The sequence below is a fragment of the Nakamurella alba genome (assembly GCF_009707545.1).
Classification (GTDB): domain Bacteria; phylum Actinomycetota; class Actinomycetes; order Mycobacteriales; family Nakamurellaceae; genus Nakamurella; species Nakamurella alba.
The window spans coordinates 1-26,976 of the sequence record NZ_WLYK01000013.1; the positions used below are offsets into that span (position 1 = coordinate 1).

Here is a 26,976-nt window from a genome sequence, read left to right on the forward strand (position 1 = left end):
GTGTGATCCATCTGCTGCCGGGCAGTTTTCGCTATGTCCCGCGGCAGAACTGGGACGCGTTGGCCGGTGAACCGCCCCAGGTTCTGTGCCGCGTCCTTCTGAGTTAGAAGGATGAAACGTATGCCGAAGAGGATCGATCCGGAGTTGCGCGCCCGCTCGGTCCGGTTGGTGGTGGTGCACCGGGAGCCGTACGCAATGGAGACCGCTACGGTGGTCGCGGTGGCAAAGCAGATCGGGGTGTCGCAGGAATCGGTACGTCGTTGGTTGACGCAGGCGCAGGGCGGCGAGGCGGCCGGGGGTGACCACCCCGGAGCATGCCGAGATCACGAGGGTCCGCACCGAGAACCGCATGTTGCAGGAGAGAGTCGAGATCGTGCGTTCCGCAGCGGTTTTCTTCGCGGGGAACTCGACCCCTAGGGCCGCTGATCAGGGGTTCATGGACGCGATGGAGGCGAAGGCCGCACAGTCGAGTTGGTCTGCGCAGTCTTGACCGAACAGGTCTGCCGGATCGCTGCACGGACCTACCGGGCCCTCAAGGCCGGTTGCAGAGGGCACGTCGGCCCACACGGTCACCGACGCCGCTCTGCTGGATGCAGTGCGTACGGTGGCGTTCACCCTGGACCGTCACAGCCGGCGCACACGCAACCCGGGAGGGCTCTACGGTCGCCGCAGATGACCGCATACGTGCGGTCGGGCCCGACGCGAGGTCGTGAGGTAGCCGAAAGATCTTGCTACTTTATTTGCTACTTTATGACAGAAGTCAGCCACGCAGCCCAACAGGTGTCGCAAGAGCCTATCGCGCCTGACCTGCGGATATCTTCCAGTGATGCCCGTCCGCCACCAGGTTTGCTCGAATGAGAAGGTCTACGGTTCGATTCCGTAAAGGGGCTCGTTTCCGCAGGTCGGAGGCCCGCCACCAGCACGAGCGGTGGCGGGCCTCCGGCGTTTTCATCTTTTTCGGCTACTTTTCGACGGCACAGACCCCCCGGCCGTGGCGGCCACGGGGGCGCGGGACCGGGCGATCGCCTCGCGGTCCTAGGCTCGATGCATGGCTGAGCAACCACTGGCAGGGCGTCGGGCGATGGTCACCGGCGCGGGATCCGGCATCGGCGCGGCGATCGCCGCCCGTCTCGTCGCCGACGGCGCCGAGGTGACCTGCGTCGATGTCAACGCCGACGCGGTGCGGGCGGTCGCGGACCAGGTCGGCGGCACCCCGCTGGTGGTCGATCTGTCCGACCAGGCGGCGGTCGCGGACATGGCGATCGACACCGACATCCTGGTCAGCAACGCCGGCATCCAGCACGTCGCGCCGATCGACGAGTTCCCGCTGGACCGTTTCGACCTGATCATGCGGCTGATGGTGCACACGCCGTTCCAGCTGGTGCGTTCCGCACTACCGGGCATGTACGAGCGCGGGTTCGGTCGCGTCGTGCACATCTCGTCCGCGCACGGACTGCGGGCCTCGCTGCACAAGAGCGCCTACGTCATGGCCAAGCACGCCACCGAGGGGCTCTCCAAGGTCACCGCGCTCGAGGGCGCCGGCAGGGGCGTGACCAGCAACTGCGTCAACCCCGGCTACGTACGCACCCCGCTGGTGCAGAAGCAGGTGGTCGACCAGGCCGCGGCGCACGGGATGTCGGAGACCGAGGCCCTGGAGAAGGTCATTCTTGCCCGCGCCGCCATCAAGGAACTGATCGACCCGGAGGACATCGCCGCCGCGGTCGCCTTCGTCGTGTCGCCGAGCGCGTCGATGATGACCGGCGCCTCGCTCTCGCTGGACGGCGGCTGGACCGCGACCTGACCCGGCCGAGGGGTCCGGCGGGACCGTCGGTCAGCGGCTGTCGTAGGCCTTGCGCGCCGCGCAGACGGACGCCTTGTCGCAGACCTGCTTGGTCCCGTCGGCGGCGAGCTTGAGGACGACCTTGCCCCCCGGCACGGAGTGGCCGACGACCACACCGTCGCCCAACGGCGACTCGACCTTCTCCCCGATGGCCGGGGTGGTGGCCTTGAAGTCCTGGTAGAGCGGGTGCTCGTACTTCAGGCAGCACATCAGGCGGCCGCACGCGCCGGAGATGCGCATCGGGTTGGCCGGCAGGTCCTGGTCGCGCGCCATGGCCAGGGTGATCGGGTCGTAGTCCTTGAGGAACGTCGAGCAGCAGGTGTCCCGGCCGCAGGAGCCGATCGCCCCGGTGACCCGCACCGCGTCCCGGGCCCCCAGCTGCAGCAGCTCGACCCGGGTGTCGAGGGTGGCCGACAGGTCGCGCAGCAGCGATCGGAAGTCCACCGGCTCGGGCGACGTGTAGTAGATGACGGTCTTGCGCTCGGTCGGCTGCGGATCGACGGACAAGACCTTCATCGGCAGGTCGTGCTCGCGGATCAGCCGCCGGGTCGCGACCAGCGTCCGCGCCTTGAGCTTGCGGGTGTCCGCGACCGCCTGCAGATCGGCGTCGCCGGCCATACCGACCAACTTCGGGAACCCCTCGGTGTCCTCGGACGACCATTCCGCCGCCCACAGCACCCTCGCCGCGAGCGGACCCCGGGAGGACTCGACCAGCACGTGGTCGCCGACCTCCGGGCGAAGTTCACCCGGGTCCGCGTAGTGCAGCTGGCCGTTCTTGCTGAACGTCACCGCGCAGAGCATCCCCATCGCGCCACCCTACGACCCACTCGCCCGGGTTGCAGTCCCGCGGCCGGCTGGCCGCTGCGGATTCTGAACATCCGGTGGCCCTGAGCGGCAGTGGATGTTCAGAATCCGAGGGCTCCGGCCGCCGAGTACCCGTCACCGGGCCGGCAGTGCCGTAATGACGGTGTGAAGTCGGCACGCTACGGTGTGTCGGTCTGGCACAGCGCGCTCGCGCCGATCTAACGATTCCGATGGACGTCTGGACTCCCGAACTCGCCGCCACCGGTGTCCCGGTCGGCACGCTGATCGTGCTGTCCGTGCTGCTGGTCGCCGCCGGCGCCACCGCACTGCTGCTGATCCGCAACCGGAGAGCCGGGATCGCGACCCTGCTGCCGATCGTCGTCGCCCTCGTCGGTGCCTGGCTGATCCTCGGACCGCAGCCTGCGGCGTCGGCGGGTGGTGGTGGCGGCATCGACTGCCCGCCGGCCACCACCGCACCCGTGACGCCGACGTCCAGCAGCACCGATTCCACCGATTCGGACGTCGAGGGGGTCGGCTCGTCCGTGAGCAGCACCACCGAGAGCACCACGGAGGCGCCGACCTCGATGACGACCAGCACCACCGTCGCACCGACCACCAGCAGCAGCACCACGGAGTCGACCAGCACCAGCGAGACCCCGAGCACCACGACGCCGACCACCACGGAATCCACCACCACGTCGGTGACCTCGACGACGACGGAGACCACGAGCACGGTCACCACGTCCACGACGAGCGAGACCAGCAACACGGTCACCACGTCGACGACCACCGAGACGACCGAGACGACCACCACCGACACGGTGACCACGACCGAGACGTCGTTCATCCCGACCTGACGCACGGAGCCCAGCGCCGAAGGTCGATGACCGCAGGAATCCCCGGCAGCCGGAAGGCAGCCGGGGATCTGTGCGTGTGCGGTCGGATCAGCCGCGGTAGAGGGTCATCATCATCGCCTCGACGGCGATCAGCGGCTTGACGTTGAGCTCGATGGCCTCGCGACAGGCGAGCACGGCGTCGAGCCGGCGCAGCGCACCGACGGCGCCGAACCGGGAAGCGGCCACAGCCACCTCATCGGCGAGATCCGGGTTGGTGAGCGGCACCTCGGCGCCGAAGGCGACGGCGATGACGTCCCGGTAGAAGCCGGACAGGTCGATCAGCGCCCGGTCCAGGACGTCGCGTTCGGTGCGAGTGGCGCGGGACTTCTGCCGCCGTTCCAGCTCTTTCACCACCCCGGCGGTGCCGCGCGCGGCGCCGACCGCGCCCTTGCCGGTCCCGCCCGCGCCGAGGGCCGTCTTGAGCTCCTCGAGCTCTGCAGCGTCGCGTTTCTCCGACACCGTCTTCGCGGTGCCCTTCGCAAGCCCGATCAGTTCCTCGGCCTCGGCGAACACCGCCGACATGCTGCGGAGCGACCCGGGCAACGCCAGGATCCGGGCCCGCTCGTCACGCGCCTGCTCGTCCCGGGCCAGCCGGCGGGCCCGCCCGACGTGACCGCCGGACACCGCCGCCGCCCAGTCCGCCTGCTCCGAGTCGATGCCGTCGCGGCGCACCAACACGTCGGCGATGGCCTCGGCGGCGGGGGTGCGCAGGGCCAGCACCCGGCAGCGGGAACGGATGGTCACCGACACGTCGTCGGGGTGGGTCGACGGCGCACAGAGCAGGAAGACGGTGTGCGGCGGCGGCTCCTCGACAGCCTTGAGCAGCGCGTTGGACGCGCCTTCGGTGAGCCGGTCGGCGTCCTCGATGAGCACGATCTGCCAGCGGCCGGTGGCAGGGCGGCGGGCCGCCTGCTGCACCACTGCACGCATCTCCTTGACCGAGATGGTCAGGCCTTCCGGCACGACGGCCTTCAGGTCGGCGTGCGTGCCGTGCAAGACGGTCCGGCAATGGCTGCAGTGACCGCAGCCGCGGTCCGGGCACTCCAGCGCCGCGGCGAACGCCCGCGCCGCGACCGACCGGCCGGAACCGGGCGGTCCGGTGAACAGCCAGGCGTGGGTCATCGCCGAGGTGGGGACGTCGGCATCGCCGTGCGAGGCGGCGACCGCCAGTTCCAGCACCTCGACGGCGTCCGGCTGGCCGATCACGTCGTCGAACACCGGGCTGCTCACCGCGACACCTCCGTACCGCTCAACCGGGCACCGCGACACTCGTCCTGCAACCACCGTCGCCGTGTTCGACCGGAACCGATCCTGTCCCGCCGTCCGGCAGCATTCACGTCGACACCTCCGGCGATCACGTCGACACCTCCACCGGCTCGAGGACCTCGCCGGCCTGCTGCCGGCCGGTGCGCGGGGAGCGGGTGCGCAGCACGGACTCGATGCGCTGCAACGCTTCTGCGCCCAGATCGTCGTCGGCGGACGGCGGCACCACCAGGTAGCGCTCCGGTGCGGTGGACGCCCGCTCGCGGTAGGCCTGGGCGATGTCCTCAAGGGAGATCACCACGTCGCCCGTCGCATCGGGGGCCACGGGAGCGGGGGAGCCGCCGGGGCCGACGCCCTCGGATCCAGTTCCGGCCGCGGCGGAGCCCGGGCCGGCGGGATCCAGGTCCGGCGCCGCGGGCTCCAAGTCCGGCGCGGCGGGATCCAGGTCCGGCGCCGCGGGATCCCGGTGACCGGGATCGATGTCGATCACCACGGTCAGGTCAGGCATCAACCGGTCGACGGCCCAGGAGGCCATCTTCAGCACGGCGTCCTCACCGAGTCCGCCGATGGCGCCGAACCGCACCACCAGGTCGTCGATGTACCCGTTGACCAGCACCACGTTGCCGTCCTCCAGCGCCGCCCGGATGTCGCTGCCGACCAGATCGGAGAGCCCGGCGGCCGCGCGCAGCGCATCGGCCGGGGTGTCGCCCTGGTCCGGGATCGGTTCCCCGATGGCCGGTCTGACCACGAACCCGCGCTCCGCGAGCTCAGCGGCGAGCCGGTCCACCCGGGCGCGGACCAGCTGCTGGTCGGCGCCCTCGAGCACGATGAGCACGCCGGGGTGATCGCCCGGGTCGCTGAGCATGCCGCGCCGGCCGCGGGCCAACCGGCGCCACATCCCGCCGACCACGCCACCGACCTGCCGACCGGTGTAGATCGACACGCCGACCGCGATGACACCGCCGCAGGCCAGCACGATCCCGGCGCCGGACACGGTCCAGCTGAAGTCGCCGACCATCACGCTCTGCGCGCCGATCGCGCCGGCCACCACCGGCCCGGCCGCGATCGTCGCCAGCAGGGTGATCCGCACCGACGACATCACGAACGAGAACACCCGGCCGCGCAGCGAGTCCGAGACCTCGTGGCCGATCATGGTGAACCCGGTGATCCAGGCGATGCCGGCGAACAGGCCCATCACCACGGCGGCGACCACCGCGCCGATGAAGTCCTGCAGCACGCTCATCACCAGCAGCACCAGGCCGGCGGCGCCGATGGACGAGGTGAAGATCATCCGGCGCGGGATGGTGGGCAGCACCTTCGGGCCGATCAGCATGCCGACGGCGAGGCCGGTGAACACCGAGCCGAACAGGATGCTGTAGCCGGCCGTCCCGGCACCGAGCCCGTAGACGTAGGCCTGGGCGACCCCGGCGGTCAGCCCGCCGGCCAGGAACGCGCCGAGGATGCCGAGGTAGATCGACCGCATGATGCGGGAGTTCTTGATGAACCGGATGCCCTCGCCGATCAGCGAGAACACCGACTTCGACTCGCCGTGCCCTTCCACGAAGGCCGGGATCAGGTGTCGGGAGAACAGCACCGTGCCGGCGCACAGGAAGTAGGTCGCGGCGTCGACGATCAGCGCGATGTTGATGGCGAGTGCACTCGTCGGGCCGGTGGAGAACCCGCCACCGTCGTCGGCGAGCGCGGAAGCACCGAAGAACTGCGAGATGGTGGACAGCAGCGCGAACAGGCCGGCCGCGACCGGCACCATGCCGTAGATCGAGACGTAGTTGAGCTGGTTGGCCACCGCCAGCCGCTCCCGCGGCACGATGTTCACCCACATCGCCTGCTTGGCCGGGTTGCTGAACAGCCCGACGGCCTCCACCAGGAACTGCGCGACGAGCAGCCAGACCAGGTTGTTGGTGAGCGCGATCGAGAGGTACAGCAGACCGGCTGAGGTGTCGCCGATCACGGCGATGACCCGGCGATCGAACCGGTCGACCAGCGCGCCGGCCACCGGGCCGAGCACCAGATCGGGCAGCAGCCGGATGATCAGCACGCCGGAGATCGCCGCACCCTGGGCCAGTCCGGAGGACTCCTTGGTCAGGTACGCGGCCAGTGAGGTGGTCGCCAGCAGGCCGAGCCAGTCGCCCAGGCTGGACACCGAGATCGCCAGCCACAGCCGCCGGAACACCGGGATGCGCAGCAGCACCGAGAGCGAACCCGGTTCCTTGCGGCCGGCCTTGCCGGCGCCCTCGCTCACCGGCCCCCGAACAGCTCGGTGACCAGGTCGATCAGTCGGGTGCCCAGGCCGGAGGCGAAGAGCACGATCAGCACGATCACCAGGAACGCCCAGCCGCTGCCGGTCTTCTTCCGGCCGTCCGGGACCGGGGTGCCGACTCGGATGCGTTGCTGCGAATCGGGTCCGGAGACCGGCGGGGTCGGCGACTGCGGGGTCCGGACCTGCGGAGCGGGCGGGGGCGGAGGCTGCTGCGGAAAGGCCTGCGGGCCGCCGGGGTATCCGTGGACCGCGGGCATCCCGCCCGGCGCCGGCCAGCCGCCGGGCGGCGGTGGCGCGGGAACGGCGCGGGTCTGCCGGGCATACCGGTCGACGATCTGCTGCACCGCGGCCGGGGTGCCGGGTGGCAACCGGACTTGCGGCTGCGGATGTCCCTGCACCTGATGGCCCTGCACGGGACGGCCTGACTGCGGTCGGGACTGCTGCGATCTGGACTGCTGCGGCCGGGACTGCGGCGATCGCACCTGTGGCGCCTGACGAACGGGCGGCAGCGAGGCACCCGGCTCCTCGTCCAGGTCCGGCAGCGCCGGCAACGGCACGGGAGGCAGTCGCGCGGGCCGGTAGGCCTCCGGGGACGGGACCGCCGTCGGGTCCGCGAACACCTGGTCGGTCAGCGGGGGCGGCAGCGGGTCACCGGTGCCGTCGGCGCCGCTGAGCGCATCACGGAACGGCAGTTCGCCGTCCGCCCGCGCCGTCCCCGCCACCATGCCTCGATGGTAAACGGGAGCACCGACGTCTCCGGCCGGGATCGACACGACGGCCGGCGAGGCGGACGTCAGTCCGTCCCGGCGGCCTTGCGCGCGGTGGTGGTCCGCTTCGCCGGGGCCTTCTTCGCAGCCCCGGCCTTCGCGGCGCCGGCCTTGGCCGGGGCCTTCTTGGCCGCGGTGGCGCGGGTCTTCTTCGGTGCCGGGCCGCGGGCCCGCCGGTCGGCCAGCAGCTCGCCGGCCCGCTCGACGGTCAGCGTCTCCACCTCGTCGCCCTTCCGGAGCGAGGCGTTGGTCTCGCCGTCGGTGACGTACGGCCCGAACCGGCCGTCCTTGATCACCATCGGCTTGCCGGTGCCCGGATCGGCGCCGACCTCACGCAGCGGCGGCGCCGCGGCCGACTGCCGGCCCCGGGTCTTCGGCTGCGCGTACAGCGCCAGCGCCTGCTCCAGGGTGTAGGAGAACAGCTCGTCCTCGGTCGCCAGCGACCGGGAGTCGGTGCCCTTCTTCAGGTACGGGCCGTAGCGGCCGTTCTGCGCGGTGATCTCCTCGCCGGAGGCCGGGTCCGCGCCGACCACCCGCGGCAGCGACAGCAGCTTGATCGCGTCCTCGAGGCCGACGGTCTCGATGTTCATCGACTTGAACAGCGACCCGGTGCGCGGCTTGACCGCGTTCTTGCCGGTCGTCGGCACGCCCTCGGGCAGCACCTCGGTGACGTACGGGCCGTACCGGCCGTCCTTGACGACGATCGGGTACCCGGTGTCGGGGGCGGTGCCGAGCTCGCGGTCGCCGGCCTCCGCCTGGGCGAACAGCTGCTCGACGGCCTCGGCGGTGACCTCGTCCGGCGCCAGCTCCTCGGGCAGGTTGGCCCGCTCGGTGGTCGGCGTGCCGTCCTCGTTCTGCCCGACGACCCGCTCCAGGTACGGGCCGTACCGGCCGACCCGGACCACGATCTGCCGGCCCTCGCTGTCCTTGAGCAGCGGCAGCGAGTTGACCTCGCGGGCGTCGATGTCCTCCAGCCGCTCGCCGACCAGCTTCTTCAGCCCGCCGGAGTGGGCGACCGAGCCGGCCGCACCGTCCTCGGAGCCGAAGTAGAAGGAGGACAGCCAGTCGGTGCGACCCAGCCGGCCCTCGGCGATGGCGTCGAGCTCGTCCTCCATGGCCGCGGTGAAGTCGTAGTCCACCAGCCGGGAGAAGTGCTGCTCGAGCAGGCCGATCACGGCGAACGCGATCCAGGACGGGACCAGCGCCTGTCCCTTCTTCCACACGTACCCGCGCTCGGTGATGGTGCGGATGATCGAGGCGTAGGTGGACGGCCGGCCGATGCCCAGCTCCTCCAGCGCCTTGATCAGCGACGGCTCGGTGAACCGGGCCGGCGGCGAGGTGGTGTGGCTGCCCGGCCGGGTGTCGGTCGCGGTCAGCGGCTGCTGCACGGTCAGGTTCGGCAGCCGGCGCTCGGCGTCGTCCGCCTCCCCGCCCGCTTCGGCGTCGACGGTCTCGACGTACGCCCGCAGGAAGCCGGGGAAGGTGATCGTGCGGCCGGAGGCGCCGAACACCAGGGTGCTGGTGCTGCCGCCGGTGGCCGCCTGCGCCGAGATGCGGACGGTCAGCGTCTGGCCGCGCGCGTCCACCATCTGCGACGCGATGGTGCGCTGCCAGATCAGCTCGTAGAGCCGGAACTCGTCGGTCTGCAGCTGCGAGGCGACCTGGCCGGGGGTACGGAAGTGATCGCCGGACGGGCGGATCGCCTCGTGCGCCTCCTGTGCGTTCTTCACCTTGCGGGTGTACTGCCGCGGCTCGGCCGGCACGTACTCCGGGCCGTACAGCTCGCGGGCCTGGCTGCGGGCCGCGTCCAGCGCCGTCTTCGACAGCGTCGTCGAGTCGGTCCGCATATAGGTGATGTAGCCGTTCTCGTACAGGCGCTGCGCGGTGCGCATCGTCCGCTCCGAGGTGAAGCCGAGCTTGCGGCCGGCCTCCTGCTGAAGGGTGGAGGTCATGAACGGCGGGTAGGGGCGCCGGGTGTACGGCTTCTCCTCCACCGAGGTGACCGTCGCCGGGCCGCCCTCGACGGCGGCGGCCAGGGTGCGGGCGCCGTCCTCGTCCAGCAGCAGCACGTCGGCGGATGCCTTGACCTGGCCGGTCGCCTCGTCGAAGTCACGGCCGACCGCGAGCCGGCGGCCGTCGACGGACAGCAACGCGGCGCCGAACGACTCGGCGGCGGCGGTGGCGAACGTGGCGTCCAGGCCCCAGTAGGTGCCGGACCGGAACGCCATCCGGGCCCGCTCGCGCTCGACGACGATCCGGGTGGCCACCGACTGCACGCGGCCCGCCGACAGCTTCGGCATGACCTTCTTCCACAGCACCGGCGAGACCTCGTAGCCATACAGCCGGTCCAGGATACGGCGGGTCTCCTGGGCATCGACCAGGTCGTTGTCCAGCTCGCGGGGGGACTGCGCGGCGGCCCGGATCGCGGCCGGGGTGATCTCGTGGAAGACCATCCGCTTGACCGGGACCTTGGGCTTGAGGGTCTCCAGCAGATGCCAGGCGATGGCCTCGCCCTCGCGGTCCTCATCTGTCGCGAGGTAGAGCTCGTCGGCCTCCGCGAGCAACGACTTCAGCTTCGCGACCTGGGCCTTCTTCTCCGGGGAGACGACGTAGAGCGGCTCGAACCCGGAGTCGGTGTTCACCCCGAGGCGGGCCCACGGCTCACCCTTGTACTTCGCGGGCACGTCGGCGGCGCCGCGCGGCAGGTCACGGATGTGCCCGACCGAGGACTCGACGATGTAGCCGTCGCCGAGGTAGCCGGAGATCGTCTTCGCCTTGGACGGCGACTCGACGACCACCAGCCGCACGCCGGTGCCGGCACCGGCGGGTGCGGTCTTCCGTGTTGCCATCTTCGCGTCGTTCTCCTCTGCAGGACGCAGCGCCTCGTCGGGCCCGTCCGTCTCGGCCCCGATCGGGGCCGCTCCCCGCGGACAACGTCTGAGAGCCGTTCCCGCTTCCGGACTGCAGAATGCCACGAGTTGTCAAGTGCGTGCCGCCCACCCCGGGTGACCGCCGCGTGTCGGCGGGTGACGACGGGCTACCGCCGACCGTGTGACGGATCAGTAGTCGACGTCGGGGAATGCCCCGGCCGGCGCCTCCGGCGGCGGCGTCCCGATGAGCTCGGCGAGCCGGGTGCGCCGCCGGTGGCCGATGATCCGCAGGCCCGGCCCGCCCGCCCTGGGGCCGACCAGTACCCCGGCGACGCCGGCCCGCGCGAGCACCCCGGCGAGCGGCTCGTGGGTGTCCGGCGCGCGCGGATCCAGGCCGAGCACGTAGCCGCCCTCCTCCGGCCGGCCGGCGGCGATCAGCCAGCAGCGCAGCAGGCCCGGACCGGCGGACAGCCCGGCCGGCACCGACTTCACCGCTCCCCTGGTCCAGGTCGATGCGAGGTCCTCGAGATCGGTCAGCCGCTTGCTGCGCAGCAGCACCTCGCCACCCTCCGCCGCGGCCGGCGACTCGGTGTCGACGTCGCGCACCCGGAACTCCCGCTGCAGCGCGTGCGCCCGCCAGGGATGGTCGAGCAGGATCGACAGCCGGCAGCCCAGCTCCCCCCGGGCCAGCTGCCCGTGCGCGGCCAGCACCCCGCCGAGGTCCGCGCGCTGCGGCGGCGTCAGGTCGGCGCTGAAGAAGGACAGCTGGTGCACAGCAGGTGAGGCTAGACGCCCGGTGGCCTACCGGCAGGTTGCGGACACCCGACGATCAGAGGCCGAGACAGGAGGGCAGCTCGTCGATCGCAGCCTGCACCCCGTCCGGCAGCGGGTCCAGGTCGGCCACCGCCTGCGTCCCGGCCGCGCTGACCGAGGTCTCCACCTCGTTGACCAGGACCGAGAGCGCGTCCAGATCCGCCGGTGTCGCGGCGCCGACGCTCTCCGCGCCCGCCGCGTAGCCGTCGGCCAGCGCCTCGAACAACGCGATCCGGGCGGACTTCTGTGCGGCGCCGTCGGTGAGCGTGGGCGCCTGCAACGGGGTGAGCACCCGGACCGTCGCCGCCGCGCTCTCCGACAGACCGGTGTAGGCGGTGACGACGGCCTGCTGCTGCTGGGCGAGGGTGGTGCCGGTGGACGGCGAGGTGTAGCGCTGCAGGTCCTTCTGCCCGTCGCAGACCGCGCTGAACCACACCGTGCTGACGTCGTCGAGAGCGACCGGGCCGGCCGAGCTCGACACGCTGCTCGACGGGCCGGCGGACGTGGTGCCGCTGCCGGCCGCTTCCGTGGATGTCGCGATCCGCGCGCCGGAGGATGTCAGGGTGCCGGTCGTCGTCGGCTCGGACCGACCGGTGGTGCTGATCAGCACGACCACCGCGACCACCACCACCGCCGCGATCGCCGCGGCGATCCACCGCCACCGCCCGGTCGGGCGGGGAGCGCTGGGCAGGTGGCCGATCGGCCCGAGTTCGCGGGCCGGGGCGGTGGGCGTGGCGGGTGCGGGGCCGGCGGGCTTCTGTGCGTCCTCGGTGGGTGCCTTGGCCGGCGTCGTCGTTGGTGCGGGCTTCCTTGCGACGGGCTTTCCTGCGGTGGGTTCACCGGGACCGGGCTTCGCGGCAGCGTGCTCGTCTGCCGCATCCTTCTCGACCGCAGACTTCCCTGCTGCCTGATTCTGCTCTCCGGCGGACTTCTCGACAGTCGACTCCTGTGTCCCGGGCTTCTGCTCCGCGGGCTTCTGCTCCGCGGGCTTCTCCGGCGCCGGCTTCTCCGCTCCCGGTCTCTTCGCGGCCGGCTTCTTCGCAGCCGGCTCCCTCGGAGCCGGCTTCCCCGGAGCGGGTCTCTTCTCCGCCTGCCGGGCCGGGGGCTCGGCGGGCACCGGCTTCTCGGCCTTCCCGGTCACGTCGGCAGTGCTCTCCGCGGTGGCGTCGGCCGTGCTCTCCGCCTCGGGGTCGGCAGCAGTGCTGTCCCCGGCGGTATCGCCGGTGGTCGGCTCGTCGGCCGCCGGATCACCCGGCACATCGGGCACGGCCGGGTCAGCCGGGTTCTCCGGGTCTTCTGCACCGGACCGCACCGTTGACACCTCCACCCGGGAACGGCAACGCGCCGCTCCCCCGTCCAGACAGTAGGGGGAGCGGCGCGTGTGCGTGGTGAACCGCCAGGATCAGCCGGTCAGCACCGAGGCCCGGCGCTTGGAGACGACGATCGCCGCGATGATCACCAGCACGGCGACCAGCGAGATGATGATGCGCACGGCATCGTTGGCACCGTCGCCGACGGTGAGCGTGACGATCGCCGGGGCGATCAGCACCGACACCAGGTTCATCACCTTGATCAGCGGGTTGATGGCCGGGCCGGCGGTGTCCTTGAAGGGATCGCCGACGGTGTCGCCGATGACCGTCGCGGAGTGCGCCTCGGAGCCCTTGCCGCCGTAGTGGCCGTCCTCGACCAGCTTCTTGGCGTTGTCCCACGACCCACCGGAGTTCGCCAGGAACACGGCCATCAGGGTGCCGGTGCCGATCGCGCCGGCGAGATACCCGGCCAGCGGCCCGGTCCCGAGCCCGAAGCCGACCGCGATCGGCGCGAACACGGCGAGCAGACCGGGCGTGGCCAGCTCCCGCAGCGAGTCACGGGTGACGATGTCGACGACCTTGCCGTACTCCGGCTTGTTGGTGCCCTCCATGATCCCGGGGATGTCCCGGAACTGGCGCCGCACCTCGTTCACGACCGCGCCGGCCGCCCGGGACACCGCGTTGACGGCGAGTCCGGAGAAGAGGAACACCACTGCCGCACCGATCAGCACGCCGACCAGGGTGTTGGGCGAGACGATGTCGGAGATGAAGGAGCTCATCCCGGCTGCCGCGTCCAGCGCCGCGCCGCCGGCCGAGGCCAGTGCGTCGCCGATCGCGTTGGAGTAGGACCCGAAGAGCGCGGTCGCGGCGAGCACCGCGGTGGCGATGGCGATGCCCTTGGTGATGGCCTTGGTGGTGTTGCCGACGGCGTCCAGGTCGGTGAGGATCTGCGCGCCCTCCTCCGAGACCTCGCCGCTCATCTCGGCCACGCCCTGGGCGTTGTCCGAGATCGGGCCGAAGGTGTCCATCGCGACGATGACGCCGACGGTGGTGAGCAGGCCGCAGCCGGCCAGTGCGATGCAGAACAGCGCCACGAACAGCGATCCGGACAGCAGGAACGCGCCGTAGACGGCCGCGCCGATGACCAGGGCGGTGTAGACCGCGGACTCGAAACCGACGGAGATGCCGGACAGGATCACCGTGGCGGCACCGGTCAGCGAGGTCTTGGCGACCTCCTGCGTGGGCTTCTTGTTGGTGTCGGTGTAGTAGCCGGTCAGCCAGAGGATGACCGCGGCCAGCACGATGCCGATGATCACCGAGACGAAGGCGATGACCGCCGGGTTGCCGGGCAGGCCCTGCACCGCGGCGACGCCGAGGCCGTCGAAGGTGGTCGGCAGGTAGACGAACGCGGCGACGGCGCAGAGCACCGCGGAGATCAGCGCCGAGATGTAGAAGGAGCGGTTGATCGTCGCCAGGCCGCTCTCGCTCGCCCGGGCCCGGGTGATGTAGACGCCGATGATGGCGGTCAGCACACCGATCGCCGGGACGATGAGCGGGAAGATCAGACCCTTGGTGCCGAAGGCGGCACTGCCCAGGATCAGCGAGGCGACCAGGGTCACCGCGTAGGACTCGAACAGGTCCGCGGCCATGCCGGCGCAGTCACCGACGTTGTCGCCCACGTTGTCGGCGATGGTGGCGGCGTTGCGCGGGTCGTCCTCGGGGATGCCCTGCTCGACCTTGCCGACCAGGTCGGCACCGACGTCGGCGGCCTTGGTGAAGATGCCGCCGCCGACCCTCATGAACATGGCCAGCATGGCGGCGCCGAAACCGAAGCCCTCCAGCACCTTCGGGGCCTCGGCGACGTAGACCAGCACCACCACGGAGGCGCCGAGCAGGCCGAGGCCGGTGGTGGCCAGGCCGACGGAACCACCGGTGCGGAACGCGATCTGCATCGCCCGCTCCCGGCCCTCCCCGTTGGCCGCGGCGGCGACACGGACGTTCGCCCGGGTCGCCAGCCACATGCCGGTGTAGCCGATCGCCGCGGAGAAGCCCGCGCCCACCAGGAAGAAGATGCTGCGGCCGATGCGCTCACCGGTGGAGTTCGCCGGCAGCACGAACAGCAGCGCGAAGACGACGACCACGAAGATGCCGAGCGTCCGGAACTGCCGGCCGAGGTAGGCGGCGGCACCTTCCTGCACGGCCTCCGAGATCTCCTGCATCCGTGGGGATCCCTTGCCGGCGGCGAGGACGCCGGCCCTGAGGACGAAAGAGATGGCGAGGGCAACGAGGGCGACGACACCCACGATGACCACGATGGTCTTGTCACTTCCGGTGAAAGTGATCACCTGACCGGTGTCCATACAGCTCCTGCTCCAGTGCAGAGGGCACCGGCTCGCGGGACTCGCGACCGGCGCTGGTCGAGATCGCCACCGGCGGGGCCGGCGTGAGTCTGATCACTGTAAGGGAACGTCGGGAACTCACTGCGACCGCACCCGCTCACGCAGGGCCGCGGGATCGATTCAGGTGACCCGCATCACTTTCTTGATCGACTTCTCCCCCGACCCCGCCCGGTTCACCCGATGCGCTCACCTGCTTCACCGGAGCCCAATAGGAACGGCCGCACCATGGAGAGTGGGTACCGGACGGGTACCCCGAGCGCTGGAGTGTGGATGGAGATACCGGGCTACCGCCGACTGACCCCGTTGGGGCGCGGCGGTTATTCCGTCGTGTACCGCGCCGTGCAGGAGGGGGTGGAACGCGAGGTCGCCGTCAAGGTGCTCGTCGGGGGTCCCGTCGGGCAGGACGCCGGCGCCAAGTTCCGTCGTGAGGCCGCAACCAGCGGCCGGGTCGGCGCCCACCCCAACATCGTCACCATCTACGACTCCGGGTTCGCCGCCGACGGGTCGCCGTACCTGGCGATGCAGCTGTGCACCGGCGGGTCGCTGGCCGACACGGTGCGCCTGTCCGGCCCGATGTCGGTCGCGGACGTCCTGCGCATCGGCGTCCGGATCAGCGCCGCCCTGCAGTACGCGCACGGGGTCGGGGTGCTGCACCGGGACATCAAGCCGGAGAACATCCTGATGACCGACTTCGGCGAGCCGCAGCTCGCCGACTTCGGCATCGCCGCCCTCGAGGACCAGCGGATGTCGACCCACACCGCGGCCTCGTTCACCGTCGGGCACGCCGCGCCGGAGGCGTTGGCCGGTGCCCCGTCCTCACCCGCCTCCGACGTCTACAGCCTGTGCTCCACGCTGTTCACCGTCCTCGCCGGCCGCCCGCCGTTCCAGGCGCCGACCACCACCGCGGTCATCGCACTGGTGAACATGGTGCTGCACCAGCCGGCCCCGCCGACCGGTCGCGACGACGTCCCGGACTCCCTCGAGCAGCTGCTCGCCGCCGGACTGGGCAAGACCCCGCAGGAACGACCCGCCACTGCGGAGGAACTCGGCCGGGCACTGCAGGACATCCAGCGCGAGCTGGGGCTGCCGGTCACCGAGTTCCCCGCCGCGCCCTCCGTGCCCGGTCCGACGGCCCACGAGGCCGGGGCGACCACGGTGCTCGGCGGCGCGGTCCCGCTGGACATGCCGACCGGCGCGCTGCCGCCGACCGGCGCACTGCCCCCTGGCGTGGTGACCACCGCCGCAGCGGGCTCGCCGTGGGCGACGTACGCCGGTGGGGTCGGCGCCGACGGAGCCCGGGGTGCCGGCGGGGACGCGATGACCGGTGCCACCGAGCTCATCCCGACCGCTGGGGCGGCTCCCGCGCCTGTTCCTGCAACCCCCGATCCCGCCGATCCGGATCCGGCTGCCGCCGACGCCGGGTCCGCGTCGAAGAAGCCGTGGTGGTTGTGGGCCGGGATCGCCGCCACGGTGGCGGTGGTCGCGGTGGTGCTGATCCTGCTGCTCACCGGCGGCGACGAGGACTCCGGCACCCCGGTCGCAGGCCCGGACCCGTCGACGTCCTCGTCGGCGTCGTCCGTGTCGTCGCCCTCCTCGGCGACCTCGACCTCGTCAGCTCCGTCGTCGACCAGCTCGAGTGCCACGTCGTCCTCGACCTCCTCGTCGACCAGTTCCTCGACGAGCACCAGCTCCTCGACGAGCGCGGCGCCGGCGGCCGCGCGGGTGCTGTCCTTCGCCTCCGATGCCACCTCCGGCCAGGTCACCTGCACCGCCGGCGACGGCACGGTGCCGGTGAACCTGAGTTGGTCGTCCACCGGGGCGACGGCCGCGGCCATCGCGATCGACGGGGCCACCAACGATCCGTTCGTCTCCGGCCTGGACCCGACCGGCTCGACGGTGGTGGCCTACGACTGCGCCGCCGACGCGCACACGTACTCCCTGCTGCTGACCGGTGACGGCGAGCCGGCCACCTCCGAGCTGACGCTGACCACCGTCCGCCCGGATCCGACGACCACCGAGACCACGCCGACCACACCGACCACGGAGACCACTGAGACGACCGCGACGACGCCGACCACACCGGAGACGACGCCGACCACCCCCACCACCCCGTCCACCACCACGCCGACAACGCCGACGACGCCGACGACGCCGACCAGCGTGACCCCGTCGGCCGGGACCGGCGGGGCCGCGGCCGGCGAGGCGGGAGGGGCCGGCGACACCCCGGCGCCGTCCACGTCCACCGCCGGTTGACCGCACCCTGCACAATGGACAGGTGATCCAAACCAGCGGCACCATCTCCGGCGATCTGCTGGATGCCGCGCTCGGCGTCGTGGGCGGCCGCCCACCGGACGCGCTGCGCCACGTGGAGCGGATCCCGGCCCGGGACGGCCTGCCCGTGGACTGGCCCGCCTGGGTGGATCGGTCCGTGCGGGACGCGTTCGTCGCCCGCGGTATCCACCGCCCGTGGCGGCATCAGGCGGAGACCGCCTCGTCCGCGCACGCCGGCCGGCACACCGTGGTGAGTACCGGTACCGCGTCCGGGAAGTCGCTCGGGTACCAGCTGCCGGTGCTGTCCGACCTGACCACGCAACCGCGGGCGACCGCGCTCTACCTCTCCCCCACCAAGGCGCTGGCCGCCGACCAGCTGGGGACGCTCGACAGCCTCGGCCTGCCCGGCCTCCGACCCGCGGTCTACGACGGGGACACCCCGATCGCCGAGCGGGACTGGGCCCGGGACCACGGCCGGATCGTGCTGAGCAACCCGGACATGCTGCACCGCGGGATCCTGCCGCAGCACGCCCGCTGGCGCCGGTTCCTGCGCGGCCTGCAGTACGTGGTGATCGACGAGTGCCACAGCTACCGCGGCGTTTTCGGCTCCCACGTGGCGCTGGTGCTGCGTCGGTTGCGGCGGCTCGCCGCCCTCTACGGATCCGATCCGGTGTTCGTGCTGGCCTCCGCCACCGTCGCCGAACCGGCCCGGTCGGCGTCCCTGCTGATCGGCGCGCCGGTGGTTGCGGTGACCGAGGACTGCGCGCCGCGGCCGGGCGCCGACTTCGTGTTGTGGGAGCCGCCCGTGGTCTCCGACGGCCTGGGCGAGATGGGCGCGCCGCTCCGCCGTCCCGCCCCGGCGGAGACGGCGGAGATCCTGGCCCGGCTGGTGTCCTCCGGCGCCCGGACCCTCGCCTTCGTCCGGTCCCGGCACGGTGCCGAGCAGACCGCGCTCACCGCCCGGCGGCTGCTATCCGACACCGACCCGGCACTGGCGCACCGGGTCGAGGCCTACCGCGGCGGCTATCTGCCGGAGGAGAGACGCGCCCTGGAAAGGGATCTCGGCAGTGGTGACCTGCTCGGCCTGGCCACCACGAACGCACTGGAGCTCGGCATCGACATCGCCGGCCTGGACGCGGCGGTGCTGGCCGGTTACCCGGGCACCCTGGCGTCGATGTGGCAGCAGGCGGGCCGCGCCGGTCGCAGCGAGAAGCGGGCACTGGTGGTGTTCGTCGCCCGGGACGATCCGCTGGACTCCTACCTGGTGCATCATCCGGAGGCGGTGTTCGGCCGGCCCGTCGAGACGTCGGTGACCGATCCCGGCAACCCCCGGCTGCTCGCGGGGCACCTGCGCTGCGCCGCCGCGGAGCACCACCTGGACGCCGACGACGTCGAGCTGTTCGGCGGTGAAACCGCTGTGCTGCCGGTGATCTCGACCCTGCTCGCGGAGCGACAGCTGCGGGCGCGACCCACCGGCTGGTACCACACCGACCGGCAGCATCCGGCCGACGAGGTGGACCTGCGGGGCAGCGGCGATGCGCAGGTGGTCATCGTGGAGTCGGACACCGGACGACTGCTCGGCACCATCGACCACGGCCGGTCGATGTCCCAGGTGCACACCGGCGCCGTCCACCTGCACCGTGGGATCTCCTATCTGGTCGATGATCTCGACCTCGACGCCGGCGTGGCGATGGTGCACGCCGAGCGCCCGGAGTGGACCACCATGGCCCGGTCGGTGTCCCGGACCGACCTGCTGGAGCCGGAGGCGGCGGTGTCGCTGCCCGGCGGGGTGCGGGTCGGACTCGGAGCCGTGCGGGTCACCGATCAGGTGGTCGGGTACAGCCGGCGCCGGATCGGCGGCGAGATCATCGACACCATCCCGCTGGACATGCCCGAGCAGGTGCTCGAGACCCGCGGTGTCTGGTACTCGATCGAGCCGGACGCGCTCATCGCCGCCGGGCTGGACGAGATGGCGATCCCCGGCGCGCTGCACGCCGCGGAACACGCGGCCATCGCCCTGCTCCCGCTCTTCGCCGGTTGCGACCGGCGGGACATCGGCGGGCTCTCCATGCGCTGCCATCCGGACACCGGGCTGCCGACCGTGGTGGTGCACGACGGTCGGCCCGGCGGCTCCGGGTTCGCCGACCGCGGGCACGCCGTGCTCCGGAAATGGCTCACCGCGGTGCGGGATGCCGTGCGCGCCTGCGGGTGTCGCCGCGGCTGCCCGTCCTGCGTACAGTCACCCAGCTGCGGCAGCGGCAACCACCCGCTGCACAAGGACGGCGCGGTGCTGGTGCTCGATCACGTGCTGTCGGCGCTGCCGGCAGCGGTGTCGATCTTGTAGTGCAGCCGGGCCACACCGGACGGCCAGACGTCGGAGTCGAGCAGGCGCAGCTGCGCGCGGTGCTGCGGCGGGGCCACCGGGGTGCCGGCGCCCAGGGTGACCGGTGCGACGAAGAGCTCGATCTCGTCCAGCAGTCCTTCGGACCACAACGAGGTCATCAGGTGGAGTGATCCCCAGATCAATGTGGTGCCGGCGGCATCCCGCAGGTGCGCCGCGGCGTCGGGAACGACGGTGGCAGCGAGGAAGTCGCCCCACGGCGCCGCGTCGAGGGTGCCGGAGCACACGATCTTCGGCAGTTCGTTGACCCGGGCGGCCATCGGCTCGTCACCGGCCGTCGGCCAGTACTGCACGAAGGTCTCGTAGGTGCGCCGACCCAGCAACACCTCGTCCACCGTATCCAGCAGCCGCTGGTTGTGTCGCTCGCTGTCGCCGAAATCGTCGACCGCGGAGAAGATCTCGGATTCGTCCGTGAGGCCGGACGCGAACCCGTCCACCGACACCCATTGCTGCGCGATCACACGACGAGGCCCCATCCGGACATGATGCCGGACGGGGCCTGGTCGTGCTGTGGAGCGTGCGGGTGGATCAGACGTGCTCGGGCTGCCGGTCGGGCAGGGCATCGGCGGCCTCTGTAGCCTCTGTCGTCGACACCTCTGCCTTTTCGCGGCTCTCGAGGGTGCGCATCAGGCGCTCGCCCTCGATGTCCACGTGCGGCAGCACCTTGTCGAGCCAGCGCGGCAGGTACCAGCCGGCCTTGCCGAGCAGCGTCATGACAGCGGGCACCAGGGTCATCCGGACCAGGAAGGCGTCGGCCAGCACACCGACCCCGAGGGCGAACCCGATGGAGGCGATGACGGTGTCCGGCGAGAGCACGAACCCGGCGAAGACGCTGAACATGATGATCGCGGCGGCGGTGACCACCCGGCGGCCGGCGGTGAAGCCGGTCATCACGGCCTGCTTCGCGTCCTCGCCCTTGGCGTAGGCCTCCCGCATGCCGGAGACCATGAACACCTGGTAGTCCATCGCGAGGCCGAACAGCACGCCGATCATCAGCACCGGCAGGAAGGAGATGATCGGCTGCGGGTTGTCCCCGGACAGGAAGCCGAGCCAACCCCACTGATAGACCGCGACGGTCGCACCGAAGGCGACACCGATGGAGAGCAGGAAGCCGAGCGCGGCCTTGATCGGGACGACGATCGAGCGGAATACGAGCAGCAGCAGGATCACCGCGAGTCCGACGACCAGACCCAGGTACACCGGCAGCGCGCTGGCCAGCTTCTCCGAGACGTCCACCGCGATGGCGGTCTGGCCGGTCAGGCCGATGGTGGTGCCGGTGGCCGCCTCCCACTGCGGGGTGAGGTCGCGGATCTGGTTGACCAGGTCCTCGGTGCGGTCGTCCGAAGGACCGGTCTTCGGAATGACGGTCAGCGTCATCATCGTGCCGTCGCTGCTCGCCGCGCCGGGTGCCGCCAGCGGGCCGGCGGGCAGGGCGTCGATGTCCTTGGCCAGCACCTCGGCCGCCGCGGTCAGCTTCGCCGGCTCACCCGAGATCACCAGCAGCAGCGGGCCATTCAGGCCCGGGCCGAACCCGTCGGCGACCAGGTCGTAGGCCTTGTGCTGGGTGGAGTCGGCCGGGGCAGAGCCGTCGTCCGGCAGCGCGAGGTCCAGCTTCATGGCCGGGACGGCGAGCACGCCCATCAGCACGACCACCGCACCGATGACCCAGGCCGGACGCTTGTTGATCATGCGGATCCAGCGGCCGTGGGCGACCGCGGTGGCAGTGTGCGCGACCGGGGCCTTGCCACGGGCCTTGCGCGGCAGCACCTTGGTGCCGGCCAGCGAGAGCAGCGCGGGCACCAGGGTCAACGCGATGAGGACCGCGACCGCGACGGTGGCCGCGGCGCACAGACCCATCACCGACAGGAACGGGATGCCGACGACGCTGAGGCCGGCGAGCGCGATGACCACGGTGAGGCCGGCGAAGGTGACGGCGGAACCGGCGGTCGCGGTGGCCCGGGCGATCGATTCGCGGACCGGCATGCTGGTGGCGAGTTGACTGCGGTGCCGGGAGACCAGGAAGAGCGAGTAGTCGATCCCGACGGCCAGGCCGAGCATCAGGGCGAGGATCGGTGCGGTGCTGGTCATCTCGACGAAGCCGGAGGTGAGCAGGATGCCGGACATGCCGACGCCGACGCCGATCAGTGCGGTCAGCATGGTCATGCCGGCGGCGACGATCGAACCGAAGGTGATGAGCAGCACGACCAGCGCGATGACCACGCCGATGGCCTCGGTGGTGTCGCTGCCGGCCGGCTGCGGGGCGGCCGCGCCACCGAGTTCGATCTCCAGGCCGGATCCGGAGGCGGCGGTGGTGACCTTCGACAGCGCGTCGACGGCGGCGGTCGGGACGTCGGTGGCGGAACCGGTGAAGTTCACCGTGGCCAGCGCGACCCGGCCGTCCGGCGAGATCGACTTGGTGGTCACCGGATCGGTGACGGCGGCGATGCCCTGGATGGCACCGGCCTCCTTCACCACCTCGGCGATCTTCGCGGCCGTGGCCGGCTCGACGACGGTCTGCCCCTCCGGCACGGCGAAGACGATGCGACCGGACGCGCCGCCGGCGGCCGGGATCTTGGCCTCCAGCTCGTCCAGGGTCTGCAGCGCCGGGGTGCCGGGGATGCTGAAGGTGTTGGACAGGGTGCCCTTGAGCGCTCCGGCCGCACCGCCCAGTCCGACGAGCAGGACCAGCCAGACGGCGACGACCGCCCACCGGTGACGGGCGGAGAACGCGCCGAGTCGGTACAGCAGGGTTGCCATGGGCGTGACCTCTCGAAACTGAACGGGAACAGCCGGAAAGTAGCTGCGCGTGAGGTTACGGTCACGGAGTGTGCGTTACAACGGTTGGGGGACCCGCGCGGACCAAGATCAACCCAACGGATGGCCGGCGGTGGCTCGCGACCTCCCCGATCCGGTGGATCCGTTGCTGTCGGTGACCTTTCGCCACCTGTTCGAGGTGCTTCCGCCGGTGCATAACCTCCGGACCGGATCGAGTGGGAGGTTGTCCACCGTCGGGGCATCCTGACTACGCCGGGATGCCCACCTCGTACAGGCCGTCGTCATCCTTGACGGTCACGGTGACACTCTTCAGGAGTCCGTCCTGGAGGACCGAGCAGACGAAGGATGTGCCTGCAGCCACGGGCTGGTTCGTCGGGCATGACACCTTCTCGATACCGACCAGGCCGTAGCCGCCCGGAGCCTGATCGGTCAGAATCTTCATCACGCCGGACTCGAGTGCCACCTGATCGAAGATTCGCCCCACCGGTCGAACAGTCGAGGTGGTCACAGAGGTCTCCTGCACCTCAACAGCCGGGATGCCCACCTCGTAGGTACCGTTGTCATTCTTCACGCTGACGGTGACGTTCTTCCGGACTCCGTCCTGGGTGACCGCGCACAGGAAAGAAGTGCCCGCGTTCACCTCTTGATCGCTGGGACAAGCGACGTCTGAAACTCCGGACAAGGCATATCCGCGCGGAGCGGGTTCTGTCAGGATCTGCAGGACTCCGGACTCGAGCCGAACTCGGTTGAAAACCCTTGTCTCGTACACGCCTGCTTGGACGTCCTCTGCAGGGATGCCGACTTCGTACAGACCTTCGTCATCCTTGACGGTGACCGTTGCCTTCTTCCGACTGCCGTCTTGGGTCACCACACAGACGAATGACGAACCGGCCACCACTGGTTGGTCGTCGGGACAGGTCACATCCGAGATGCCCACCAGGGCATACCCGCTCGGCGCGGGCCCGGACAGTATCGCCAATACTCCGGCCTCGACTGCATCCTGATCGAAAAATCGCGGTCCGATCTGCCCACTCTGTCGACCGGAGACTTCGTTGGCCGACTGCGACGAAGTTGCCCCGGCTTGGCACCCAGACAGGAAAAGCACTACGACCAGCGTGCTGAATCCGACTCGCCTCCGCCCACCCATTCAGCGATGGTCGCACGGGATCGCGAGCCAATGGCCGTCCCGAACCAGATCAGCCTGCACCTCACCCATCAGTGGTCACCGGACCGGCACGGGCGCGGCCGTGCGCCGTGCCGGTGAGTGGATAGCCCACGGTGCACTCGGTCTCGACCAGGGCATCGAGCCCTTCGAACCGGCAAGAGGAGATCGCTGCACCGTTCTGCTCGGCGACGACCGCTGCCCGGGCGCAGGCGGTATCGGCCCCGCGCAGTGCCCAGGATGCGGCGGCCAACGCTGCCAGGTCGGCCGCAGCCTCCGCGCGCTGCCGGGTGAGCGCCGCGGCGCCCAGGTGCACCGCCAACCCCAGCACCGCCACCAGCGTCATGGCGATGACGCACACCTGGATCGTGGCGAACCCGCCGTCCTGGTCCCGTCGTCCGATCCGGGGCCGCTTCCCGTGCGTGGCACGGGCGTCGGTCCCGGATGCGACCGCCGGCCCAACGATCGAAGCGATCCGGCAGCGAAACCCGAACATCCGGGACCATTTCCATCGGAGGGCGAGGGTTTCCGTCCCCGATGTGCGGCCAGATCCGCCGGTCGCGATCCTCCGGCGGCGAAACCCGAACCTCCGGGACCGTTTCCATCGGCCGGCGAGGGTCTCCGTCCCCGATGCGCGGCCAGATCCGCCGGTCGCGATCCTCCGGCGGCGAAACCCGAACCTCCGGGACCGCTCCCATCGGCCGGCGACGGTATCCGTCCCCGATGCGCGGCCAGATCCGCTGATAGCGATCCTCCGGCGGCGAAACCTGAACTTCCGGGACCGTTTCCATCGGTGGGCGACGGAATCGGTCCCCGATTCCCCGACCCGGTCGTCTCCATGCCCGCTGCGAGCCTTCACGTGCCGCGACTCATCCACCGATCGACTCCTCACGATGCGCCACGGCCCGGGCATCGAGCCGGATGCCGGACAGCACGGACCCGGGTGACGCCCGCACCACTGCGACGACCAGGTCGCCGTCCACCCCGAGTTCCAGTGATGCGCCGGAGGGCGCCAGTGCGGCCACTGCCGCCTGCGCCCCGGACTCGTCGCCCCGACCGGCCAGCCGCGCCGCCTCCGCCGCCGCGTCGGAGATGCGCAGCTGCGCGATCACCGTCATCAGCCCGGCCAGGCAGAGGACGAGCACCACCATCAACGACGACAGCGCGAGGGCTGCCTCGACGGTGACACCTCCCCTGTCCGCACGCCGCGACCGGCCGGCCGGGGTCGCCGTCACAGCGAGGTGTTGAGCGCGGAGTTGACCAGGTCGGTCAGACCCGCGATCACCGAGTCACCGGTGACGATCTTGTACAGCACCGCCGCGAAGGCCGCCGCCACGATGGTGCCGACCGCGTACTCCACGGTCGACATGCCCGCATCCGACGGCACCTTCACCGCCGACTCCTCCACCGACGGTCCCGTGGCCGATGACGCCTTGACCATCGACACGGTCCCGTCGCCGAGCAGGAGGCAGTCCTCGGAACCGCGTCCGCAGGCGCACGTCTCGCCGTCACCGACCGGACGGTGCTCGCCGTCCGGGTCGAACCCCGGCTCATCGACCGGGATGTCCCACCCCGGCAGCAGTGTCGCTCGTCGTCCCATGTCCACTCCTTCCCGCGCCGGCCGGGTGCCGGCCGCATCACCACCATCCGCCGCATTCGCGCTTCGGATCGGCTGCCCCGAAAGGGATGTGGACAGCCGGAGGAGTGTGGACGGACCGGGTGGCACAGATCCGACGAGCACGGTCGGAGCGGATAAATCGGCCGGACCCGATCCTGCCGAGCCTGTGACCGACGCCGATCCAGTGTCCCGGCGGCGCCGACGACGGAGCCTGCACGTTGACGAACGTTCCAGCTGGAATCGACCTCTCGGACGCATGCGTTCCAGCTGGAACGCCGAGATTCGCCTCGGCACCGTCCCAGCAGCTCCGAGAACCGGACCGCCAAATCACGAACGTTCCAACTGGAAGGGCGTGATGCGACCCGCATGGCCCCGGCAGCGCCCACTTGATCACTCCGCTCCACTGCGTAACGTTCCAGCTGGAACGCCGACCCCCCGCCTCCGCACGTTCCAGCTGGGACGTCGGATGCGAGCCGCACTGTCCCAGCACTCCGACCACTCGACGCACTCGATCACGGATGTTCCAACGGAACGCCACAGTCCGGCCGCCCTGCTCCCCACGGTCATGCCCGGCGTCGCATCCGGTCCCGCTGGGACATGCCGCGCCCCGAAGGTGCACAGCGCCGCGCGGAGCCCAGCCAGGGACGCCGCGTCCCTGGATGAACCGGTCCTTCACCCGCCCTGCCGACGACAGCAGGCTGGTCCCATGACCACCACAGAGCCCACCACCGCAGAGACCACCACCGCCACCAGCCGGATCGCCCTCGTCACCGGCGGCAACCGGGGCCTGGGCCGCAGCGAGGTCCTTGCCCTCGCCGCCGCCGGCAACGACATCGTGCTGACCTACCGATCCGGCGAGGACCAGGCCGCACAGGTCGCGGACGCCGTGCGCGCCCTCGGCCGGCGCGCCGCGGTGCTGCAGCTGGACACCACCGCCACCGGCACCTTCGAGCAGTTCGCCACCGACCTCACCGCCGTGCTGCGCGAGCAGTGGCAGCGGAACACCCTCGACATCCTTGTCAACAACGCCGGTTTCGCCGCACCGACCCCGCTCGGCGGGATCACCGTCGACACCGTGAACAGCCTGGTCGCGGTGCACTTCACCGGCGTGGTCATGTTGACCCAGACCCTCGTCCCGCTGCTGGCCGACGGCGGCCGGATCATCAACACCTCCACCGGTCTGGCCCGCTTCGTCGGCGACTTCGGCCTGTCGGTCTACGCGTCGATCAAGGGTGCTGTCGAGGTGTGGACCCGCTATCTCGCACAGGAACTCGGCGCCCGGCGGATCACCGTCAACGCCGTCGCGCCCGGTGCCACCGCCACCGACTTCGGGGGCGGTTCGCTGCGGGACGACGAGCAGGTACGGTCCGGATTGGCCACGGTCATCGCGATGGGACACGTGGGCCTGCCGGACGACATCGGCGCCGCGGTCGCGGCCATCGCTTCGGAGAACATGTCCTGGGTGACCGGCCAGCGCATCGAGGCCTCCGGCGGCATGCGGCTCTGAGG

General features: G+C 71.0%; 19 protein-coding genes. 5 read left to right on the plus strand and 14 right to left on the minus strand.

Going from position 1 to position 26,976, the window contains the following annotated elements; genetic code table 11:
* Window positions 1–1,048: 1,048 nt before the first annotated feature.
* Entirely contained in the window at window positions 1,049–1,801 is a 753-nt protein-coding gene (locus GIS00_RS24075) for an SDR family oxidoreductase (protein ID WP_154771027.1), read from the plus strand.
* A 30-nt stretch (window positions 1,802–1,831) separates the two neighbouring features.
* On the opposite strand, the gene GIS00_RS24080 is transcribed toward GIS00_RS24075, so the two are convergent.
* On the minus strand, window positions 1,832–2,647 hold the full coding sequence (locus tag GIS00_RS24080; RefSeq protein WP_154771028.1) for a PSP1 domain-containing protein: 816 nt from the start codon (window positions 2,645–2,647) through the stop codon (window positions 1,832–1,834).
* A gap of 227 nt (window positions 2,648–2,874) precedes the next feature.
* Between GIS00_RS24080 and GIS00_RS24085 the strand changes: the two genes are divergently transcribed.
* Complete coding sequence (locus GIS00_RS24085; RefSeq protein ID WP_154771029.1) at window positions 2,875–3,501, plus strand: hypothetical protein; 627 nt, start codon at window positions 2,875–2,877, stop codon at window positions 3,499–3,501.
* Window positions 3,502–3,588: 87 nt separating this feature from the next.
* Here GIS00_RS24085 and GIS00_RS24090 read toward each other — a convergent pair whose 3' ends face one another.
* From GIS00_RS24090 to GIS00_RS24120, 7 genes are all read right to left on the minus strand, one after another.
* The gene (locus GIS00_RS24090; RefSeq protein WP_322098382.1) at window positions 3,589–4,770 is read right to left on the minus strand and encodes a DNA polymerase III subunit delta'; all 1,182 of its coding nucleotides are present in this window, start codon (window positions 4,768–4,770) and stop codon (window positions 3,589–3,591) included.
* A gap of 124 nt (window positions 4,771–4,894) precedes the next feature.
* Window positions 4,895–7,063: an MFS transporter gene (locus tag GIS00_RS29170; RefSeq protein WP_154771031.1), complete on the minus strand. Its 2,169-nt coding sequence runs from the start codon at window positions 7,061–7,063 to the stop codon at window positions 4,895–4,897.
* Window positions 7,060–7,806: a hypothetical protein gene (locus tag GIS00_RS24100; RefSeq protein WP_154771032.1), complete on the minus strand. Its 747-nt coding sequence runs from the start codon at window positions 7,804–7,806 to the stop codon at window positions 7,060–7,062. Before GIS00_RS24100 ends, GIS00_RS29170 begins: the two co-directional genes overlap by 4 nt.
* Window positions 7,807–7,874: 68 nt before the next feature.
* The gene (gene topA / locus GIS00_RS24105; RefSeq protein WP_154771033.1) at window positions 7,875–10,697 is read right to left on the minus strand and encodes a type I DNA topoisomerase; all 2,823 of its coding nucleotides are present in this window, start codon (window positions 10,695–10,697) and stop codon (window positions 7,875–7,877) included.
* Window positions 10,698–10,907: 210 nt separating this feature from the next.
* On the minus strand, window positions 10,908–11,492 hold the full coding sequence (locus GIS00_RS24110) for a hypothetical protein (RefSeq protein ID WP_230314092.1): 585 nt from the start codon (window positions 11,490–11,492) through the stop codon (window positions 10,908–10,910).
* 55 nt (window positions 11,493–11,547) lie between these two features.
* Complete coding sequence (locus GIS00_RS24115; protein ID WP_154771034.1) at window positions 11,548–12,843, minus strand: hypothetical protein; 1,296 nt, start codon at window positions 12,841–12,843, stop codon at window positions 11,548–11,550.
* 90 nt (window positions 12,844–12,933) lie between these two features.
* Window positions 12,934–15,201 carry a sodium-translocating pyrophosphatase gene (locus tag GIS00_RS24120; protein WP_154771035.1) on the minus strand — a complete coding sequence of 756 codons (2,268 nt, stop codon included), beginning with the start codon at window positions 15,199–15,201 and terminating at the stop codon, window positions 12,934–12,936.
* A gap of 309 nt (window positions 15,202–15,510) precedes the next feature.
* On the opposite strand from GIS00_RS24120, the gene GIS00_RS24125 reads away from it, so the two are divergent.
* Window positions 15,511–17,493, plus strand: a complete 1,983-nt coding sequence (locus GIS00_RS24125; protein ID WP_196073434.1) for a serine/threonine-protein kinase — start codon at window positions 15,511–15,513, stop codon at window positions 17,491–17,493.
* A 22-nt stretch (window positions 17,494–17,515) separates the two neighbouring features.
* Window positions 17,516–19,855, plus strand: a complete 2,340-nt coding sequence (locus GIS00_RS24130) for a DEAD/DEAH box helicase (protein WP_322098383.1) — start codon at window positions 17,516–17,518, stop codon at window positions 19,853–19,855.
* On the opposite strand, the gene GIS00_RS24135 is transcribed toward GIS00_RS24130, so the two are convergent.
* From GIS00_RS24135 to GIS00_RS29455, 6 genes are all read right to left on the minus strand, one after another.
* Window positions 19,813–20,388: a dihydrofolate reductase family protein gene (locus GIS00_RS24135; RefSeq protein WP_196073435.1), complete on the minus strand. Its 576-nt coding sequence runs from the start codon at window positions 20,386–20,388 to the stop codon at window positions 19,813–19,815. The genes GIS00_RS24130 and GIS00_RS24135 overlap by 43 nt on opposite strands.
* A 52-nt stretch (window positions 20,389–20,440) precedes the next feature.
* Window positions 20,441–22,669 (minus strand): MMPL family transporter, encoded by a 2,229-nt coding sequence (locus GIS00_RS24140; protein ID WP_154771038.1) that lies wholly within the window; start codon window positions 22,667–22,669, stop codon window positions 20,441–20,443.
* A gap of 265 nt (window positions 22,670–22,934) precedes the next feature.
* Window positions 22,935–23,792: a DUF4333 domain-containing protein gene (locus GIS00_RS24145; protein WP_196073436.1), complete on the minus strand. Its 858-nt coding sequence runs from the start codon at window positions 23,790–23,792 to the stop codon at window positions 22,935–22,937.
* 103 nt (window positions 23,793–23,895) lie between these two features.
* A complete protein-coding gene (locus GIS00_RS29175; protein ID WP_322098384.1) occupies window positions 23,896–24,762 on the minus strand; it encodes an Rv3654c family TadE-like protein in 867 nt (288 codons plus the stop codon).
* Window positions 24,719–25,084 (minus strand): TadE family type IV pilus minor pilin, encoded by a 366-nt coding sequence (locus GIS00_RS24155; RefSeq protein WP_322098385.1) that lies wholly within the window; start codon window positions 25,082–25,084, stop codon window positions 24,719–24,721. Before GIS00_RS24155 ends, GIS00_RS29175 begins: the two co-directional genes overlap by 44 nt.
* A complete protein-coding gene (locus GIS00_RS29455; RefSeq protein ID WP_154771116.1) occupies window positions 25,081–25,290 on the minus strand; it encodes a DUF4244 domain-containing protein in 210 nt (69 codons plus the stop codon). The genes GIS00_RS24155 and GIS00_RS29455 overlap by 4 nt, the downstream gene beginning before the upstream one ends.
* Before the next feature lie 883 nt (window positions 25,291–26,173).
* Here GIS00_RS29455 and GIS00_RS24165 point away from each other — a divergent pair.
* Complete coding sequence (locus GIS00_RS24165; RefSeq protein WP_154771041.1) at window positions 26,174–26,974, plus strand: SDR family NAD(P)-dependent oxidoreductase; 801 nt, start codon at window positions 26,174–26,176, stop codon at window positions 26,972–26,974.
* The last annotated feature ends 2 nt before the right edge of the window (window positions 26,975–26,976 follow it).